We start from the raw sequence: 17,503 nt of genomic DNA, 5'->3' as shown, positions 1-17,503 counted from the left end.
GGATCGCCGGCTGGTGTCGCAGCGCGGTGGCCAGTTTCTCGAGAGCACGGCTCAGGGACGTCTGAACCCGGTGATCTCGCGGCCCCCGATGGTGGTCGGCCGGCTGGCGTCGGCCATCCGGTACCAGGCGAGTGCTCCCGCGGCCGCCGCCGGCGCGAACTGCGCGCAGGACAGGATCACCATGGCCAGCCGGGTGCCGAGGAACTCGGTGACGGGGCGCAGGGCGGGGTTGACCCGGGCCGCGATTCCGGCGCCCGCGATGGCGGCCAGGCTGACGGCGGAGAACGCCAGCGCGATGAGGTGGATCCGGTCGAGGTCCCGAACCGTATCGGACAGCGCGGCGGACAGGCGGCGCGTCCTCTCGGTCACATGGTTGCCCGCGGCGATGAACTCGACCAGCCTCAGGTCGGCGGAGTCCTTGGCGAGCCCGTCCCAGGACGCGGCGATGGCCTCCCGGACGGCCCGGGTGTCGTGTCCGAAGATCTGTCCGCAGTCGTAGGCGAGGCTGTCCCAGCCCGCGATCGCGCGGTCGATGTCCTCGTCCGAAGGGACGATCATGGAGGCCCAGGCGAGTCCGGCGGCTGCCGCCGTATAGCAGAACGCCTTGGCGTACGTCAGGTTCCTCAGCGTGGCCTGGCTCCGCTCGGCGAGCTTCGACAAGGCCTCCGCACGAAGCGAAGGGGACCGGTAGGTGTTCCGTACCCAGGCCTGGTCATTGGCCGCACGGAGCAGTGCCTCCTCCTTCTCCCATGCCACGCCGAACCGGGCGACCAAGCCCGTCGACGCGACGCCCGCGCCGCCGGCGAACGACCACGGAAAGGGCGTATCCAGACTATAGGGATCATGGTCCATGTAGGGTTCGGGAACCTCGGCGGGCTTCGCCTCCTGGGATTCGGCCACGGCGGCGAGGACCGTGCGGGCGCTCTCACTCTCAGCCGTGTTGTAGCCGTCCTCGGTCTTCTTCAGCAGACCGGCCAGGGTCGTGGCCTCTTTGTCGCCGTAGCGGCACTCCTGCTTGAGGTCTTCCCAGGTGTTCATGTACTCGTGCCGGGCAGGCCACTCGCACGCCGCGCTCAGGGCGAACATGCCGAGCGAGACCTCATGTCCCGCGTAATAGTTCGCGCCCAGACCTTCCGCCGCCGATTCCAGGCTCATCTGCGCGTTCGCGAAGCCGCCCTTCCCGAAGGCGAATCCATCACCAGCCATGTGACCATCCCATCGCGTAGCAACCGTCCCGCAAGTGTGATCACACGCTATCGGTTCGGGACGTTGCGTCCGGACGGGAAAAGGTGTCGAGGAGCGACAGGCCCGCTGACTAGCGTGGGCGCGTGCACAGCTACCTGGAGACCGACCGCCTGACCCTGCGCCGCTTCACCGAGGCCGACGCCGACGACCTCGTCGAGCTGCACAACGACCCCGACGTGATGCGCTACCTCAACGGCGGCAAGGCCACCCCGCGCGAGGTGATCGTCGGCGAGACCCTGCCCGCCTTCATCCACGGCGGCTTCTTCGCGGCCATCGAGCGGGAGACGGGCGAGTTCCTGGGCTGGTTCCACCTGCGGGCGCCCAAGGGCGGCGCCGAGGACGAGCCCGAGCTGGGCTACCGGCTGCGCAAGTCGTCCTGGGGCAAGGGGTACGCCACGGAGGGCTCGCTGGCCCTCATCGACAAGGCGTTCGGCGAGCTGGGCGCCCGCCGGGTCTTCGCCCAGACGATGTCGGTGAACCGCGGCTCCCGGCGGGTGATGGAGAAGTGCGGGCTGCGCTTCGTCCGCAGGTTCTTCGCGGACTGGCCGGACGTCATCGACGGCTCCGACCAGGGCGAGGTGGAGTACGAGCTGCTCAGGCCGGATTGGGCGACCCAGGCGAAGCGCTAGGCGCTGAGCGCGGGCGCGCCGGGGCCCCGGCCGAGCAGCAGCGCGCCCAGCCACAGCACCGCCATCCCCACCGCGACCAGCGCCGAGTCGCGGCCCACCCCGAACATCGCCACGGCCATCACCACGACCCCGGCCGCGAGCACCACGGCGCTGAGCGAGGTGGCCCGCCGCAGCACCGCCATGATCCCGGCCAGCACCAGGAGCGCCACGAAGAACAGCTGGGCCCCCACCGAGTACACGACCAGGTCCACCCCCGGATAACCCCGCATCTGGTCGAACACCGCCCGCATCGCCGCCCCGTCCGCCGAGGTGAACCCGGCCACCAGGTCGATGACGAGCTGGACCACGTTCGCCAGGACACTGAACAGCGCCACCCCGGTCGCCGCCCACACCGCCGCCTTCTGCCGGCCGGTCGCGGGCGCCGCCATCCGCCGCAACTCCAGCACCATGACGCCGAACAGCAGGAATCCCAGCAGCCACACGGCGTGCGCGGCCGTCCACCACGGACCGGGCACGAGGTCGCCGTCGATGGGACGCATGAGGAGCCAGCCGCCGAGGAACGCGGCGGGCCCGGCCGTGAAGGAGGCCCGGGCGAGGTTGTTGGTGGGGGTCATGACACCACGATCCCGCGCCACCCTCGCCCGCCTCATCGGTGATCACCCCTGACCTGTCCCTGGGAATCACCGACGCCACCTCAGGGCAGACCTGGTGTACTGGTCAGACCAGTCGCTAGGCTGGTCGGCATGACGGCATACGACGCGTTGTTCCGCCTCGATGGGCGGCGCGCTGTGGTGATCGGGTCCGGAAGCGGGATCGGGCGGGAGTCGGCGCTGGCGCTGGCCGCGCACGGAGCCGAGGTGGTCTGCGCGGACCTCGACCGCGCCGCCGCCGAGGAGACCGCGCGGCGGTGCGGCGGGGCGGCGCGCGCAGTGGACGTCCTCGACGCCGAGGCCGTGCGGGCGCTCGCCGCCGATGTGCCGGCCGACGTGGTGGTCTTCACCGCCGCCACGAACGTGCGCAAGCGGCTGCTCGACTACTCCGGCGAGGAGTTCGAGCGCGTCGTACGCCTGAACCTGCGGGCCTCCTTCGACGTGATCCGGGCCTTCGGCGCGGGGATGGTGGAGCGCGGGCGCGGGTCGATCATCGGGTTCGCGTCGATCCGGGCCTCGGTGACAGAGCCCGGCCAGGGCGTCTACTCCGCCACCAAGGCGGGGCTGGTGCAGTTGCTGCGCACCGCCGCCGCCGAGTTCGGCCCGCATGGCGTGCGGGTCAACGCGGTGGCGCCGGGCGTGGTCGAGACGCCGCTGACCAGGCAGATCAAGGACAACCCCGCCTGGTACGACGCGTACGCCGCCAAGAGCGCGCTCGGCCGGTGGGCCCAGGCGGAGGAGATGGCGGGCGCCGTGGTCTACCTGGCGAGCGACGCGGCGAGCTTCGTCACCGGCTCCGTCCTGTACGTGGACGGCGGCTGGACCGCCGTGGACGGCCGCTTCGACCCGCCCAACTGATGCCTCGGCTGGACTTCGGCCTGCCACCCCGCTCGCATGCCATGGACGTCCGCAGGGCGTGCCACCTGCTCAGCTACTGAGCGGCTCGTCAAAAGGCGGCTGCGGCCCCGGGGATGACCAGGTGCATCACGCTCTGGGGATGGTAGACGGCGAGCTGTCTCACTTGGCCGGTCTCCACGTTCACCGCGTAGGTGATCTGACGGTTGTCCCTCCAATGGTCTGACGGGGAGGTGGCGAGCGTTACCTCGGCCGCGTTCAGCCAGACGCCGAGGGTGAGCGTGCGACTGCCCTTCGGCAGACCCCGCATGGTCGCCGTCTTCTTGACTTTGCCGGTCCTGGCATCGAGCACGGTGATCGTGTCGTCATTTGAGTCCCGGGACTGAGCCCGCCGCAGCGCGGCCACTGCGGCGCCATCGGGGGCGAGCGCGCTGAAGCGTGTGTAGCTCTCGCCCACCGCGATGGGTGAACCGCCTCCGGTCAGAGGCATCACCCAGATCCCTGGCTTCTGCCCGTACAGCCCGTTCCGGGTCAAGGTCACGGTCGTGCCGTCGATGCTCCTGGGATCCCACCCGACCGGCAGGGGCATCGTGGTTCTTGCTCGCATATCGATGATCAGGCCGTCCTCCTTTTTCGACGGATAGCCGGTGAAGGCGAGGTACCGGCCGTCGCCGGAGAGCTCCAGGTGCGCGTTGCCGCCCAGCTTCGCTTCGGCGATGGCGAGGGGCGCGGTCTGCTCGGCGCCGCTTGCCAGGTCTCGTACCTTGAACGTCATGGCCGCTCGGCTGTAGTAGGCGATGATGCGCCCGTCGCGGCTGATCGCCAGGGGGTAGAAGTGCGGTCCGCTCTTCGTACCCAGCGCCTGCGGCAGGTGGTACGTCCCGCCGGAGCGAGTGACCACGCGCCACTCGCCGTTCCTGCAGTCGGGCGGGATAGGGCCGCCGACGAGGCAGAAGGTCCGGTAGGCGTGGCTGAGCGGCCCGACACCTCGGCTGGGCAGATCGGCGATCTTGCCGGTCCGCACCGCGACCACGGGCTTGTCGGCCATCAACGGCCCGATGCCGGGGAATATGCCCAGCGTGATGCCGACGAGCACCACCAGCCCCATCACGGCAGCCGACCCCGCGGCCATGCGGGTCCGCCGCCTGCGCCGGCTGCTCGTGATCGCCCAGTCGGCCAGATTGAGGGCCGGGGCGTCGGCGGCCACATCGTCCAGCGCCTCGCGCAGCCTGCTCATCGGCGCACCTCCTCGATTTGGGCGAACAACTGGGACAGCTCGGGCGCGAGCATGCGCAGGCGGCCGAGCGCGTGGTGGGTCTGGCTCTTGACTGTGCCGAGTGAACAGCCGAGGATCTCAGCGGTCGCCCGCTCGCTGAGATCCTCGTAGAAGCGCAGGACGATCACAGCGCGCTGCCGGGGCGTCAATCTGGCAAGCGCTTGACGCATGATGATGCGATCGATCGAGGCGTCATCGTGAGTGTGTCCGCGCTCCGGCGGGTCGGTGCTGGGCGTCTCCGGCTGTTTGCGCCGTCGCCACGAGATGTACTGGTTGACCATGGCCTTGCGCGTGTACGCCTCGGGGATGCCCTGCCGTACCAGTCTGGGCCAGTGGTTGGCGACCTTGAGCAGGACGCTCTGCATCAGGTCCTCGGCCAGGTGGACATCTCCCGTGAGCAGGTACGCGCTCCGCGTAAGCGCCTGCTGGCGGGCGAGCACGAACTCGCGGAAGCCTTCATAACGATCCAAGGTGGATGATCTCCTCTCACCGGTTCTCACGCCCGTGAGAGGCAGAAAGGTTGGAACCTTGGCCCAGGGACAAGCGCTGACGATGCTCTTCAGCAGGTCGGTGCGGGCCCGCAAGGTGACCGTGTCAAGGGCGGATGATCGCCATCCGGGTGACGGTGAGCTCCTCGATGGCGAACCTGGGTCCTTCCCGGCCGGCACCCGAGTCCTTGACGCCGCCATAGGGCATGTTGTCCGCCCGGAACCCCGGCACCTCGTTGACCACCACGCCACCGGCCTCGATCCGGTCGATCGCGGCGAAGGCCGTGGCCAGCGTGCGGGTGAACACCGCGGCGTGCAGGCCGTACCTGGAGGCGTTCACGGCGGCGAAGGCGGCGTCCATGCCGGGCACCGAGCGTACGCACACCACTGGGCCGAAGATCTCCTCGTCCCAGGCGACGGCCCCGTCGGGCACGTCGGCGAGCACGGTGGGCACGATGGCCCGCCCGTCGAGTTCGCCGCCGGTGACGAGCGTGGCGCCCGAGTCGCGTACCCAGCCGAGCACCCGCTCGGTCGCGGCAGGGTCGATCAGCGGCGCGACCCGGGTCCGCGGGTCGCGGGGGTCGCCCACCACCACGTCCTTCATCCGCCCGGCCAGCAGCGACAGGAACTCCTCGCGTACCGGCTCCTCCACCAGCACCCGCTGCACCGAGATGCACGCCTGCCCGGAGGCGTAGTAGCCGCCCCGCACCACCGCCGCGGCGGCGGCCTCCAGGTCGGCGTCGGCCGCCACCACGAGCGCGGCGTTCGAGCCCAGCTCCAGCAGCACCTTGGTGGGCGCCGCGCTCTTCGCGATGGCGTGCCCGGCCGCCGCCGAGCCGGTGAACGACACGGCCCCGATCCGCCGGTCCTCGACCAGCGTCCTGCCCACCTCGACGTCGCCGGTGACGAGCTGCACCCCCGACGGGGGCAGCGCGCCCGATTCGCGGAGCAGGTGGACGAGCCAGAGCGTCGCCAGGGGCGTCGCGGGCGCGGGCTTGACGATGACCGGGCAGCCCGCGGCCACCGCCGGGGCGATCTTGTGCGCGGCCAGCAGCAGTGGGTAGTTGAAGCCGGTGATCCCGACCACCACCCCGATCGGCCGCCGCGTCCAGAACCCGATCAGCCCCTCCCCCGACGGCAGCAGGTCCAGCGGCACGGTCTCGCCGTGCAGCCGGGCCACCTCCTCGGCGGCGGTGAGGAGCGTGACGAGCGTCCGCGCCACCTCGACCTGGCAGTCCACCAGCGGTTTGCCGGTCTCGAGTACGAGCAGGCGCTCGAACTCCGCGCGCTGCGCGGCCAGGGCGTCGTGGGCGGCCATGAGCGCGGCGCGGCGGGCGTGCGAAGGGAGCGCGGCCATGCCGGGAGCGGCCGCCAGCGCGGCCTCTACGGCCTGCCGGGCCAGCGCGACCGTGCCGACGGGCGCGGCCGTCACCACCGAGCCGTCGTACGGGAAGATCACATCGGTGGTGTCCGCGACCTCGACCCACCCGTCACCCACGGGCAGCCCGGCGGGCCAGGCCCCGAACCAGTCCTGAAATGTCACGCTAGTTCCCCCAAGCGCTTGGAAACACGTCTCGATAGGCGGGCGCGCCGTCGCGGCCGGTGGCGGCGAGCATGGCGTGTGCCACGGCCCGGCTGAACACGTCGGCCCCGGCGGCGAGCACGTCATGCAGCCCGGCGGCCCCGGGCGCGTTCCGCCCGGCACCGACAGGTTCAGGCGTGCTCCCGGCGGCGCCTTCAGGGGCCGGGTGGGGGAAGGGGCGGGCGCAGGTCGAGAGGCCGAAGATGGTGTCGCCGTCGACCATGGTGTGGGCGGGTCTGATCGCCCGGGCCAGCCCGTCGTGCGCCACACCGGCCAGTTTGCCGCACTGCGCCTTGGTGAGCGTCAGATCGGTGGCCACCACGCCGATCGTCGTGTTGAACGAGGTCACCATGGCGCCCCGCCAGGCCGCCACCTCCTCCTCGCGGGGCTCGCGCAGGTGGTCGAACTCGCCGGGCAGCCCGTACCGGGTGCCGGACAGCCGTCCGCCCGCCGGGTCGAGCACGGACCCGACGGCGTTGACGACGGCCATCGCGGCCACGGTGACCCCCGAGGGCAGGACGACACTGGCGGTACCGATGCCGCCGGCCAGCCCGCCCGCCACGGCGCCGGTACCCGCCCCGACCGACCCGCTCACCCACGGGTCCGGGCCGTCCGGCCCACTCGCCCGCAGGTCCGGACCGTGCGACCGGACGGCGGCGTCGTACGCCTCGGCACCCAAGCGGCCGTCCGGGACCGCGCGGAACAAGCCGCCGCGTCCCAGGTCGTAGATGACGGCGGCGGGCACGATCGGCACCACGCCGCCCTCCACCGGGAAGCCGATCCCGGCGTCCGCCAGCCGCTCCATGACCCCGCAGGCCGCGCTGAGCCCGTACGCGCTGCCGCCCGTCAGGACGATGGCGTGCACCCGTTCCACCAGGTTGCGCGGGTCGAGGAGCTCGGTCTCCCGGGTGCCCGGCGCGGCTCCTCGCACGTCCACCCCGGCCACCATGCCGCCGGGCGGCGCGAGCACGACGGTGGTCCCCGTGCGGTACCCGTCGCCCACCCGCTGGGCATGCCCGACCCGCAGCCCGGCGACGTCGACCAGCGAGTTCGTCGCTCCGGCCGTCACGACGCGGACCGAGTGAGGAAGAGCCGGGCCGTCACGACGCGGACCCGGTGAGGAAGAGCCGGGCCGCCTCGGCGAACACGCGGGTGCAGCGCACGATCTCCGCCACCTCGACGTACTCGTCCGCCTGGTGCGCGATCCACTTGCCGCCGGGCCCGTACACGACCGACGGGATCCCGCCCCAGTGCGTCAGCACGGTGCCGTCGGTGGACCCGGGCACGCCGCCGTAGACGGGCGCGGCGCCCGTCACCCGCTGGTGCGCGGCGGCCAGCGCCACCACCACGGGGTCGGAGACGGGCACGTCCACCGGCGGCCGGTCCACCAGGATCGACACCTCGGCGGAGATCCCGTCGAAGGCGGCCAGCGCGGCCACCCGTTCGGCCACCACCTTGTGCTCCAGGCCGGGGATCGTCCGCACGTCGATGAACACCGACGCCGTCGCCGGGATGACGTTCACCTGCTCCTCGGTCCCGGCTCGTACCACGGTCGGCGTCACGTACACCTCGCCGAGGTGCTCGTGCGCGGGGTGCAGGCCCTGCAGCTCCGATTCCAGCGCCCGCAGCGCCACCAGCAGCGCCCCCACCGCCTGGATGGGGTTGCGGCCGTGCTGCGGCATCGCGCCGTGCGCCATCTTGCCGGTGAAGTCGGCCCGCAGCCGCAGCGCGCCCTTGGCGACCGCGCAGATCTCCCCGGCCTCGGGCTCGGCGACGATGGCGCCGTCCACGTCGGCGGCCAGGCCGGAGGCGACGAAGTGGTGGGCGCCGAGCATCAGCCCCTCCTCGTCGGCCAGCGCGCACACCTTGATCCGGCCGGGGAACGGCCCGGCGAGCTGCAGGGCGCGGGTGGCGTAGAGGGTGGCGGCCAGCCCCGACTTCATGTCCGCGCTGCCGCGCCCCCACAACCGCCCGTCGCGGATCTCCCCGCCGAACGGGTCCACGGTCCAGGTCGACAGGTCGCCCTCGGTGACCACGTCGGTGTGTCCCTCGAACATCAGCGTCGGCCCGTCGCCCCCGCCGCCCTCGACCACCGCCACCACGTTGGGCCGGCCGGGCGCGGCCTCGTCCACCACCGGCTCCCAGCCCCACTCGCGCATCTTGGCCGCGACCAGCTCGGCGGCGGGCCGCTCGGCCCGGCCGCGCGCCGGGTCGTTGGTGCTCGGGATGCGGACCAGCGCCTGGGTGAAGGCCACGACCCCCTGCTCGTCGACCTCGATCACAGCAGTCCCTCCAATGTCGGTACGGCCTGCAGCAGCGTCCGCGTGTAGGAGTGCCGCGGCGCGGCCCAGACCTCGTCCACGGGCCCGGTCTCCACGATCGAGCCGTTGTTCATGACCGCGACGGTCTCGCAGACATGCCGTACGACGGACAGATCGTGCGAGACGAAGACCAGCGTGAGACCGAGCTCGTCGACCAGGTCGGCCAGCAGGTTGAGGATCTGGCCGCGGACCGACACGTCGAGGGCGCTGACCGGCTCGTCGGCGACCAGCACCTTGGGCCTGGGCGCGAGCGCGCGGGCGATGGCGATGCGCTGCCGCTGCCCGCCGGAGAACTGGTGCGGGTAGCGGTCGGCGGCCGAGGCGGGCAGGCCGACCGCGTCGAGCAGCTCGCTCACCCGGCCGCCGACCGGCTCGCCGAGCGCGACCAGGGGCTCGGCGACGAGGTCACGCACCCGCATCCGGGGGTCGAGCGAGCTCATCGGGTCCTGGAAGACGATCTGGAGGCTGTGCCGCAGGAACTTCAGCGCCCGTTCCGGCCGGCCGGTGATCTCCTGGCCGTCGAAACGGATCGACCCACTGGTGGGCTGGTCGAGCGCGCACAGCAGGCGCAGCAGCGTCGACTTGCCGGAGCCCGACTCGCCGACGATGCCGAACCGCTCGCCCCGCCCCACGGTGAGCGACACCTCGCGCAGCGCGTGCACGGCCTCGCCCTGCCGGGCGAGCGAGGTGCGGGGACGGCGGTAGACGCGGGTGAGGTCGCGGGCCTCAATCAGCGGGGTGCCAGCATGCGTGGGCATGACCGTCTCCTGTCAGCGCCGGTTCTAATGGGGCCGGGTCCGTCTTGCACTTCTCCGAGGCGTAAGGGCAGCGGTTCCTGAACACGCACCCGTCGGGGAAACGCCCCGCGGCCGGGACGCTGCCCTTGATGGTGGGCAGCCGGGTGCCGCGCGGCGTCAGCTTGGAGGCGGCCAGCAGGCCCTCGGTGTAACGGTGGCGGGGCCTGGTGAAGACCTCGCGGATCGGGCCGCTCTCCACGACCCGCCCGCCGTACATGACCAGGACCCGCTCGCACACGGCGGCGACCACGGCGAGGTCGTGGGTGATGAACAGCAGGGCGGGGGCGACCTCGGCGATGAGCTCCAGCATCTGCTTCTGCACGGTGACGTCGAGCGCGGTGGTGGGCTCGTCGCAGATGAGCAGGCCGGGCTCGTTGGCCAGGGCGATGGCGAGCATGACGCGCTGCCGCTGGCCGCCGGAGAGCTGGTGGGGGTAGGAGCGGGCGAGCTGTTCCGGGTGCGGGAGGCGTACCCGGTCGAGGAGTTCGACCGCGCGGGCGCGGGCCTCGACGCGTGGCCTGCCGTGCAGCGTCATGACCTCGGCGACCTGCGCGCCGACGCGCATGAGCGGATTGAGCGCGGTCATCGGCTCCTGGAAGACCATCGACACCTCGCGCCCGCGCAGGTCCTTGATCCGCCCTTCCGGCACGCCGACCAGGTCGCGCTCGCCCAGCCGGGCCGTGCCCGAGGCCCGCACGCCTTCGGGCAGCAGGCCCATCAGCGACAGCGCGGTCAGCGACTTGCCCGAGCCGGACTCACCGATCAGGCCGACCCGCTCGCCGGGCGCGATGTCGAAGGACACCTCGCGGACCAGCTCCACCGCGTCGGCGCGGACGGTGAGCCCCTCAACGCTCAGCACGGATCCTCCTGAGCTTGGGGTCGAGATAGTCACGCAGCCCGTCGCCCAGGAGATTGAACCCGAGTACGGCCAGCGCGATCGCCAGGCCCGGCCACAGGGCCAGGCGCGGGGTGGAGAAGAGCAGTTCCTGCGACTCCTGCAGCATGCGGCCCCACGACGGGATCGGCGGCCGGGTGCCGAAGCCGAGGAACGACAGCGCGGCCTCGGCCAGGATCGCGATGGCGAACGACACCGACGCCTGCACGATCAGCATCGAGCCGATGTTGGGCAGCACGTGCCGTACGGCTATCGCGGCCCGGCGGCGCCCGGCGGCCCTGGCGGCGAGGATGTAGTCGGTCACCATGACCTGCATCGTGGCAGCCCTGGCCACGCGGGCGAAGGCAGGCACGGTGGCCACGCCGATCGCGATCATGGCGGTGAGCGTCCCGGCCCCGTAGACGGCGCCGAGCATGACGGCCAGCAGCAGCGCGGGGAAGGCGAACACGAGGTCGTTGACCCGCATGATCAGCTCCGACAGCCAGCCGCGCGGCGTCATCCCGGCGATCATGCCGAGGGGCGTGCCGATCAACGCCGCGATGCCGACAGCCACGATGCCCACGTAGAGCGTGGTGCGGGCGCCGACCATGAGCTGGCTGAAGGTGTCGCGGCCGAACTTGTCGGCGCCGAGGAGGTAGCCGCCACCGGGTTCGCGCAGCTTGTTCGAGGCGTCGACGAGCGTGGGGTCGTGCGGCGTCCACACGAACGACACCAGCGCGGCCAGGACGACGATCCCGACCAGCACGCCCCCGGCGACCAGCCCGGCGTTGACCCGGCCCCTCATCGCAGCCTCGGATCGAGCACGGCGTAGGTCACGTCGACCACGAAGTTGATCAGCAGTACGGCCACCACCAGCACCATCACCACACCTTGGACGAGCAGCAGGTCGCGCCCGGCGACGCCGTTCAGCAGCAGGTCGCCCAGCCCCGGGATGACGAACACCCGCTCGACCACGACCGCGCCGACGAGCAGGGTGGCCAGTTGCAGGCCGAGCACGGTGACCACGGGGATGGAGGCGTTGCGCAGGCCGTGCCGCCACAGGGCGCCCATCCGGCCCCGGCCCTTGGCGCGGGCGGTGCGCAGGTAGTCCTCGCGCATCACGTCGAGCACGGCGCTGCGGACGTACCTGGTCAGGACTGCACCCTGCACCAGGCCGAGCGAGAGCCAGGGCAGCAGCAGGCCGAGCAGCCACGCGCGGGGGTCCTCGGCGATCGGCACGTAGCCGCCCGACGGCAGCGCCTGCGCCTTCACCGCGAAGACGAACACCAGCAGGATGCCGGCCAGGAACGCGGGGATCGCGATGCCGACCTGGCTGGCCGCGCTGATGGCCACGCCGAGCGGATTGCGGTGGTGCACGGCGGCGAACGTGCCCGCGGGCACCGCGATGAGCAGCGCGATCACCATGCCGCCGAGCACCAGCACCGCCGTCACGCCCAGGCGGTCGCCGATCTGCGGGCCGATGGGCGAGCTGGTCACGTAGGAGGTGCCGAAGTCGCCCTGGATCAGCCCGCCGAACCAGTCGGCGAACTGGGCCAGCGGCGGCCGGTCGGTGCCGAACCGCTCGCGCAGCGCGGCCACCGCCTCGGGCGTCGCGTTGACGCCCAGCGCGATCTCGGCCGGGTCGCCGGGCAGCAGCGCCATGAAGGCGAAGACGGCCACCCCGGCGACGGCGGTGCTCGCGATGAGCACCGCCAGCCGCTTCAGCAGGTACAGGATCACTGCTTGGCGAGGGCCGTGAAGTCGAAGGCCTCCGCGATACCGTTCTTCGGCAGCCCGGTGACGCCCTTCTTCGCCACGATCAGGTTGGGGAAGAGGAACAACCAGTCGGCCGCGGCGTCGTCGGACAGCAGCTTGGCGGCCTGCTTGAGGTCGTCGACCTGCTGCTGCTCGGTGCCCTCGTCGGCGGCGGCGAGCAGCTTGCCGTACTCCGGATTGTCGTAACGGAAGTAGTACGATTTGTCCGCAAAAATCCCCATATCGCGGGGCTCTACGTGGTTGATGATGGACATGTCGTAGTCGCCTTGCTTGAACACCACGTCCAGCCACCGGGCCGGGAACTCCAGCGGCTCGATGTCGGCCGTGATGCCCACCTGGGCCAGCTGGGACTTGACCACCTGCGCGCTCGCGACCGCGTAGGGCAGGTTCGGGATGCGCATCTTGACGTTGTACGTCTTGCCGCCGAGCAGTTCCTTGGCCTTGGCGACATTGAAGGGGTAGTCGCCGGTGCGGTCCTCGTACCAGGGGTCGGTGGGCGGCACCATCGAGCCGATGAGCTGGCCGCGGCCCGCCCAGGCGGTGTCGAGCAGCGCCTTGTGGTCGATCGCGTAGCGGACGGCCTGCCGCACCTTCTTGTCGTTGAACGGCGGGCGGCCGTTGTTCATCGACAGCACCACCTCGCCGTTCGTGGTGCCCTCGACCGTCTCGAAGCGGTTGGGGTCGGCGAACTGCTGCAGCGACTCGGGCGCCTGGACGCTGGAGATGACGTCGATGCCGCCGGTCAGCAGCGCGTTGTTCATCGCCGTGGCGTCCTTGAAGTACTTCAGTGTGACGGCCGAGAGCTTCGGCTTGGTGCCCCAGTACTTGGCGTTGGCGGCGAGCTGGATGGAGTCGCCGCGCTTCCACGAGCCGAGCTGGTAAGGGCCGGTGCCGACGGGCTTGTTGGCCAGGTCGGCGACGCCGGTGCGGCTGAACATCGCGCCGAGCCTGGTCGCCATCGAGTAGAGGAAGCCGTTGCTCGGGTGCTTGAGCGTCACGATGACGGTGGACTCGTCCTCTTTCTCGACCTTGTCCACCACGTCGAGCTGCGCCTTGATCTTGAGCTGCCAGTCCTTCTTCACCCGGTCCAGCGAGAAGATCACGTCGTCGGCGGTGAACGGGGCGCCGTTGGTGAACGTGACGCCCTTGCGCAGGGTGAAGGTGTAGGTCTTGCGGTCGGCCGAGACGTCCCACTTCTCGGCGAGCAGCGGCTGGATCTTGCCGTCCTGGTCCAGCTTGACCAGGCCCTCGTAGACGTTGACCAGCAGGGCCTGCGGGATCGCGGCGCCCTCGGTGGAGGTGAAGTCGAGGTTGGCCGGCTCGGCCACGAACCCGACCGCCAGTGACTCGCTCTTGGCGGCCTGCCCGCCGGTGCCGCCCTTCGATCCACCACCGCCGCCGCACGCGGCCGTGGCCAGCAGGAGACCGCCCACGGCGATCCAGGTGCCGATTCGCCTCATGTCTTACAGCCTCCTGGCTAGTGCACTGGTCGGACCAGTAGGCTACGCAGATTGCCAGTCCACGACGGCTCAGGTCAAGGGGGCTTCATGAGTGGTCCACGGTTCGAGCCCGTGCGTACCGTACGTGCCTACGAGCGCATCGTGGAGCAGGTCGAGGAGGCCATCGAGAGCGGCGCGCTGTGTCCCGGCGAGCGGCTGCCGAGCGAGCGTGATCTCATGGTCCAGTTCTCGGTGAGCCGCTCGACCGTCCGTGAGGCGCTACGGGTACTGCAGGCGCGCGGCCTGGTCAGGTCGCGGCCCGGCGACCCGCACGGCGCCGAGGTGCAGCCCTTCTCCCCCGCCGCGTTGCACAAGTCGATGACCACGCTGGCCCGGGTGGACGAGCTGTCGCTCGGGGAGCTGGTGCAGTTCCGCATGGTGCTCGACGCCTCGGCCAACCTGCTGGCGGCCCGGCTGCGTACCGACGAGCAGCTCGCGGAGATGGACGCCGCCATCGCGGGCATGCGCGCGGCGGTGGAGGTGGGCTACGACGAGTTCAGCGCCGCCGACATCGCCTTCCACGACGCGGTGGCGCGGGCCAGCCGCAACAAGCTCATCCAGATCTGCACGGACGTGGTCCGCTCGATCGTCCTCGGCCTGGTCTCCGGCAAGATCGCCGCCGCCGCCGACCGGGAGGCGCTGATGCGGCAGAGCATCGGGCATCACGAGGAGGTGCTGGCCGCCGTCCGCGCCGGCGACGGCCCGCTGGCCGCCCGGCTGTCCCGGCAGACGATGTACGACTATTACCTGGGATACGTCCCGGTAGATGAGCGGCCCGCGCTGCGCGCGCTGCTGGAGTAGAGACCGGGCCTCACTTGACAATGTCGTGACGCCCAGCAGGCGAGGTGTTACATATTCCGCAGCTCGTCCCACTGCTGGCGCCCGCCCGCCAGCCAGGTGCCGTGCAGGTCGTTGAAGACGTTGGCCGCGCGCACCCCGATCCAGTTCGGGGGCAGCAGCTCCAGCGGCAGCCGGGGGTCGAGCATCGGGAAGCGCCGCCACTCGTGGACGAGCCGGACCTGCGCCAGCAGCACCGGATCGCCCGGCTCGGGCCGCAGGCCGGCGAACTCCTGGATGAACTCCTGGTAGTGCGCCGCCAGGTCCCCCAGATGCCAGGCCTGCTCCACCAGCGTCCGCTCGGAGCCGATCCCCGCAAAGGGACCGTTGAACGAGAACACGGCCACGTCGAGCCCCAGCCCCTCGACCACCTGCTTGGCCTCGGCCTCGCGGGTGGCGTGCGGGCTGACCCACACACCGGGCACAGGGCTGCCGAATCCCGCCCAGGTCAGGCCGGTGCGCAACTGGTGGCGCAGCTCGCGCCGGGACTCGGGCACGCTCGCGATCAGCACCACCCAGCGCCCGTCCCACGGCTCGCGGTCGCGGCCGAACGCGTAGATCCGCTCGGCCCCCTCGGTCAGCAGTTCGCGGCCGCGCCGCGTCAGCGACCAGCGCACCCGCCGCCCGGACCGCGCCGACACGATCCACCCGTCGGATGCCATCCGCGCCAGCGCCTGCCTGGCCGACTTCTCCTCCACCCCGAGCCCGCCCATCACGTGCAGCAGCGCGGACGTCCACGCGGGCTCGCCGGACGGCAGCACGTACTCGCCCAGCACGGTCAGCAGCATCGACCTGGCGCTCGTCTGGTGGCGGCGGGGCGGCCTGGCCATTAACGCTCCTTACGCGGCGGGAGTCTGATTCAATGCTACAAGTAGTTGACGATGCATCAATTCTCTATAGAAGATTCTCGTACGGAGTCTCCCTCCCCGTAAGGACGACCATGTCATCCGAGTCGTTCAACGCCAGTCTCTATCTTGTGGATCGTCAGGTCGAAGCCGGTCGCGGCGAGCGCACCGCTGTCGCGGGCCCGGCAGGGACCCTCACCTACGCCCAGCTCGCGGCCCGGGTCGGCGAGCTCTCCTCCGGACTGCGGGTGCTCGGTGTCCGGCCCGAGGAACGGGTCGTGCTCGTCATGTCCGACCGCCCGGAGACGCTCGTCACCATCCTGGCCGTCATGCGCATGGGCGGGGTCGCCGTGCCGCTGTCCACCATGTACAACGGTGCGGAGCTGGGCACGCTCATCCGCGACTCGCGGGCCCGCGTGGTGGTGGCGACCCCCGAGTACGAGGCGACGGTCCGGGTGGCACTGGCGAACGCCCCCGAGGTCGCCCTGCTCGTCCTCACCGGCAACGTGGGCCACCGGGCCGCCGATGTCGTCCCCGGGTCCGACGCGGATGCCGGGATCCCGGTGTGCTCGCTGGCGGACGTGGTGGACGCCGGCCGTACGGTGGCCGAGCCGTACCAGAGCTGGACGGATTCGCCCGCGCTGTGGCTCTACACCTCGGGCACGACCGGCGCGCCGAAGGCCGCCATGCACCGGCACGGCGCCATCAGGGACGTCTGCGAGACCTACGGCCGTGAGGTTCTCGGCATCACGCCGGACGACCGGTGCTTCTCGGTCGCCCGGCTGTTCTTCGCCTACGGCATCGGCAACTCGCTGTTCTTCCCGCTGTCGGTGGGCGCGACCACGGTGCTCGACCCCTTCAGGCCCACCCCGCCGGGGGTGGTCGCGCGGGTGGTGGCCGAGCGGCCGACGCTGTTCTTCGCCGGGCCGACGTTCTACGCGAGCCTGCTCGCCTCCGACGCCCCCGACGACACCTTCTCCTCGGTACGGCTGGCGGTCTCGGCGGGCGAGGCGTTGCCCGCGGAGATCTACCGGCGCTTCACCGAGAGGTTCGGCGTCGACATCATCGACGGCATCGGCTCGACCGAGGCCCTGCACATCTTCATCTCCAACCGGCCCGGCCAGGTCAGACCGGGCACCACGGGCACCGTGGTGCCCGGGTATGAGGGCAAGCTGCTCGACGACTCCGGCAACCCCGTGGCGGACGGCCAGCCGGGCCACCTGTACGTACGCGGTGACTCCATCGCCACCGGTTACTGGTGCCGGACCGACACCACCCGGCAGGTGTTCCAGGGGGAGTGGTTACGCACCGGCGACACCTACCTGCGCGACGCCGACGGCGTCTACCAGTGCCTCGGCCGCTCGAACGACATGATCAAGGCGGGTGGCATCTGGGTGTCGCCGATGGAGGTCGAGTCCCGGCTGCTGCTGCACGAGTCGGTCGGGGAGGCCGCGGTCGTGGCCTACACCGACGCGAACGGGCTGGAGAAGCCGGTCGCCTGCGTGGTGCCCGCCGCCGGGAAGACGGTGGACGCGGCGGAGCTCATCGCGTTCTGCCGCGACGGGCTGGCGGCCTTCAAACGGCCGCGCGAGGTGCTGGTCCTGGAGGAACTGCCCAAGACCGCCACCGGCAAGATCCAGCGCGTGATCATCCGTCAGATCGCCACCGACCTGCTGGGCAAATAAGCGCTCAGGCCGGGCAGTGCCGTTCGAGCCAGGCCAGCCCGCGCGCGGCCACCTCTTCCAGATGGCCCTCCATGGTGTGGTCCGCCCCTGGGATGACGTCCAGCCGCGAGCCGGCCGACAGTGACGGCAGCCGCTCCCCCGCCA

17 protein-coding genes are annotated in these 17,503 nt (G+C 71.3%); 4 read left to right on the top strand and 13 right to left on the bottom strand.

The window, feature by feature from the left end:
• Positions 1-51: 51 nt before the first annotated feature.
• A complete protein-coding gene (locus AB0B91_RS36125; RefSeq protein WP_358329405.1) occupies positions 52-1,206 on the bottom strand; it encodes a hypothetical protein in 1,155 nt (384 codons plus the stop codon).
• Positions 1,207-1,328: 122 nt separating this feature from the next.
• On the opposite strand from AB0B91_RS36125, the gene AB0B91_RS36120 reads away from it, so the two are divergent.
• Positions 1,329-1,874 (top strand): GNAT family N-acetyltransferase, encoded by a 546-nt coding sequence (locus tag AB0B91_RS36120; protein WP_358329402.1) that lies wholly within the window; start codon positions 1,329-1,331, stop codon positions 1,872-1,874.
• Here AB0B91_RS36120 and AB0B91_RS36115 read toward each other — a convergent pair.
• On the bottom strand, positions 1,871-2,488 hold the full coding sequence (locus AB0B91_RS36115; protein WP_358329399.1) for a hypothetical protein: 618 nt from the start codon (positions 2,486-2,488) through the stop codon (positions 1,871-1,873). The two genes, AB0B91_RS36120 and AB0B91_RS36115, sit on opposite strands and share 4 nt — an antisense overlap.
• Positions 2,489-2,617: 129 nt before the next feature.
• Between AB0B91_RS36115 and AB0B91_RS36110 the strand changes: the two genes are divergently transcribed.
• The gene (locus tag AB0B91_RS36110; protein WP_358329396.1) at positions 2,618-3,382 is read left to right on the top strand and encodes an SDR family NAD(P)-dependent oxidoreductase; all 765 of its coding nucleotides are present in this window, start codon (positions 2,618-2,620) and stop codon (positions 3,380-3,382) included.
• An 88-nt stretch (positions 3,383-3,470) separates the two neighbouring features.
• Here AB0B91_RS36110 and AB0B91_RS36105 read toward each other — a convergent pair whose 3' ends face one another.
• The 10 genes from AB0B91_RS36105 to AB0B91_RS36060 form a co-directional block, all read right to left on the bottom strand.
• Positions 3,471-4,616: a hypothetical protein gene (locus AB0B91_RS36105; protein WP_358329393.1), complete on the bottom strand. Its 1,146-nt coding sequence runs from the start codon at positions 4,614-4,616 to the stop codon at positions 3,471-3,473.
• Positions 4,613-5,125, bottom strand: coding sequence for a SigE family RNA polymerase sigma factor (locus AB0B91_RS36100; RefSeq protein WP_358329390.1), 513 nt, complete (start codon positions 5,123-5,125; stop codon positions 4,613-4,615). The genes AB0B91_RS36105 and AB0B91_RS36100 overlap by 4 nt, the downstream gene beginning before the upstream one ends.
• Positions 5,126-5,249: 124 nt before the next feature.
• On the bottom strand, positions 5,250-6,686 hold the full coding sequence (locus tag AB0B91_RS36095) for an aldehyde dehydrogenase family protein (protein WP_358329387.1): 1,437 nt from the start codon (positions 6,684-6,686) through the stop codon (positions 5,250-5,252).
• 1 nt (position 6,687) lies between these two features.
• Complete coding sequence (locus AB0B91_RS36090) at positions 6,688-7,794, bottom strand: P1 family peptidase (protein ID WP_358329384.1); 1,107 nt, start codon at positions 7,792-7,794, stop codon at positions 6,688-6,690.
• A 31-nt stretch (positions 7,795-7,825) separates the two neighbouring features.
• Entirely contained in the window at positions 7,826-9,007 is a 1,182-nt protein-coding gene (locus AB0B91_RS36085) for a M20 family metallopeptidase (protein WP_358329381.1), read from the bottom strand.
• Complete coding sequence (locus tag AB0B91_RS36080) at positions 9,004-9,804, bottom strand: ATP-binding cassette domain-containing protein (protein WP_358329378.1); 801 nt, start codon at positions 9,802-9,804, stop codon at positions 9,004-9,006. The genes AB0B91_RS36085 and AB0B91_RS36080 overlap by 4 nt, the downstream gene beginning before the upstream one ends.
• Positions 9,773-10,702, bottom strand: coding sequence for an ABC transporter ATP-binding protein (locus AB0B91_RS36075; RefSeq protein WP_358329375.1), 930 nt, complete (start codon positions 10,700-10,702; stop codon positions 9,773-9,775). Before AB0B91_RS36075 ends, AB0B91_RS36080 begins: the two co-directional genes overlap by 32 nt.
• Positions 10,689-11,522, bottom strand: a complete 834-nt coding sequence (locus tag AB0B91_RS36070) for an ABC transporter permease (RefSeq protein ID WP_358329372.1) — start codon at positions 11,520-11,522, stop codon at positions 10,689-10,691. Before AB0B91_RS36070 ends, AB0B91_RS36075 begins: the two co-directional genes overlap by 14 nt.
• The gene (locus AB0B91_RS36065; protein ID WP_358329369.1) at positions 11,519-12,457 is read right to left on the bottom strand and encodes an ABC transporter permease; all 939 of its coding nucleotides are present in this window, start codon (positions 12,455-12,457) and stop codon (positions 11,519-11,521) included. Before AB0B91_RS36065 ends, AB0B91_RS36070 begins: the two co-directional genes overlap by 4 nt.
• Positions 12,454-13,953: an ABC transporter substrate-binding protein gene (locus tag AB0B91_RS36060; RefSeq protein ID WP_358329366.1), complete on the bottom strand. Its 1,500-nt coding sequence runs from the start codon at positions 13,951-13,953 to the stop codon at positions 12,454-12,456. Before AB0B91_RS36060 ends, AB0B91_RS36065 begins: the two co-directional genes overlap by 4 nt.
• Positions 13,954-14,040: 87 nt before the next feature.
• Here AB0B91_RS36060 and AB0B91_RS36055 point away from each other — a divergent pair, with 87 nt between their 5' ends.
• Positions 14,041-14,793, top strand: coding sequence for a FadR/GntR family transcriptional regulator (locus AB0B91_RS36055; protein WP_358329363.1), 753 nt, complete (start codon positions 14,041-14,043; stop codon positions 14,791-14,793).
• Between the two features lie 47 nt (positions 14,794-14,840).
• Here the strand turns inward: AB0B91_RS36055 and AB0B91_RS36050 are convergent, their stop codons facing one another.
• Positions 14,841-15,659, bottom strand: coding sequence for a PaaX family transcriptional regulator C-terminal domain-containing protein (locus AB0B91_RS36050; protein WP_358329360.1), 819 nt, complete (start codon positions 15,657-15,659; stop codon positions 14,841-14,843).
• A 110-nt stretch (positions 15,660-15,769) separates the two neighbouring features.
• Here AB0B91_RS36050 and AB0B91_RS36045 point away from each other — a divergent pair, with 110 nt between their 5' ends.
• A complete protein-coding gene (locus AB0B91_RS36045; protein WP_358329357.1) occupies positions 15,770-17,359 on the top strand; it encodes a benzoate-CoA ligase family protein in 1,590 nt (529 codons plus the stop codon).
• The last annotated feature ends 144 nt before the right edge of the window (positions 17,360-17,503 follow it).

The organism is Nonomuraea sp. NPDC049141 (genome assembly GCF_040648415.1).
Taxonomy (GTDB): domain Bacteria; phylum Actinomycetota; class Actinomycetes; order Streptosporangiales; family Streptosporangiaceae; genus Nonomuraea.
This window is presented reverse-complemented; position numbering and strand designations above follow the sequence as displayed.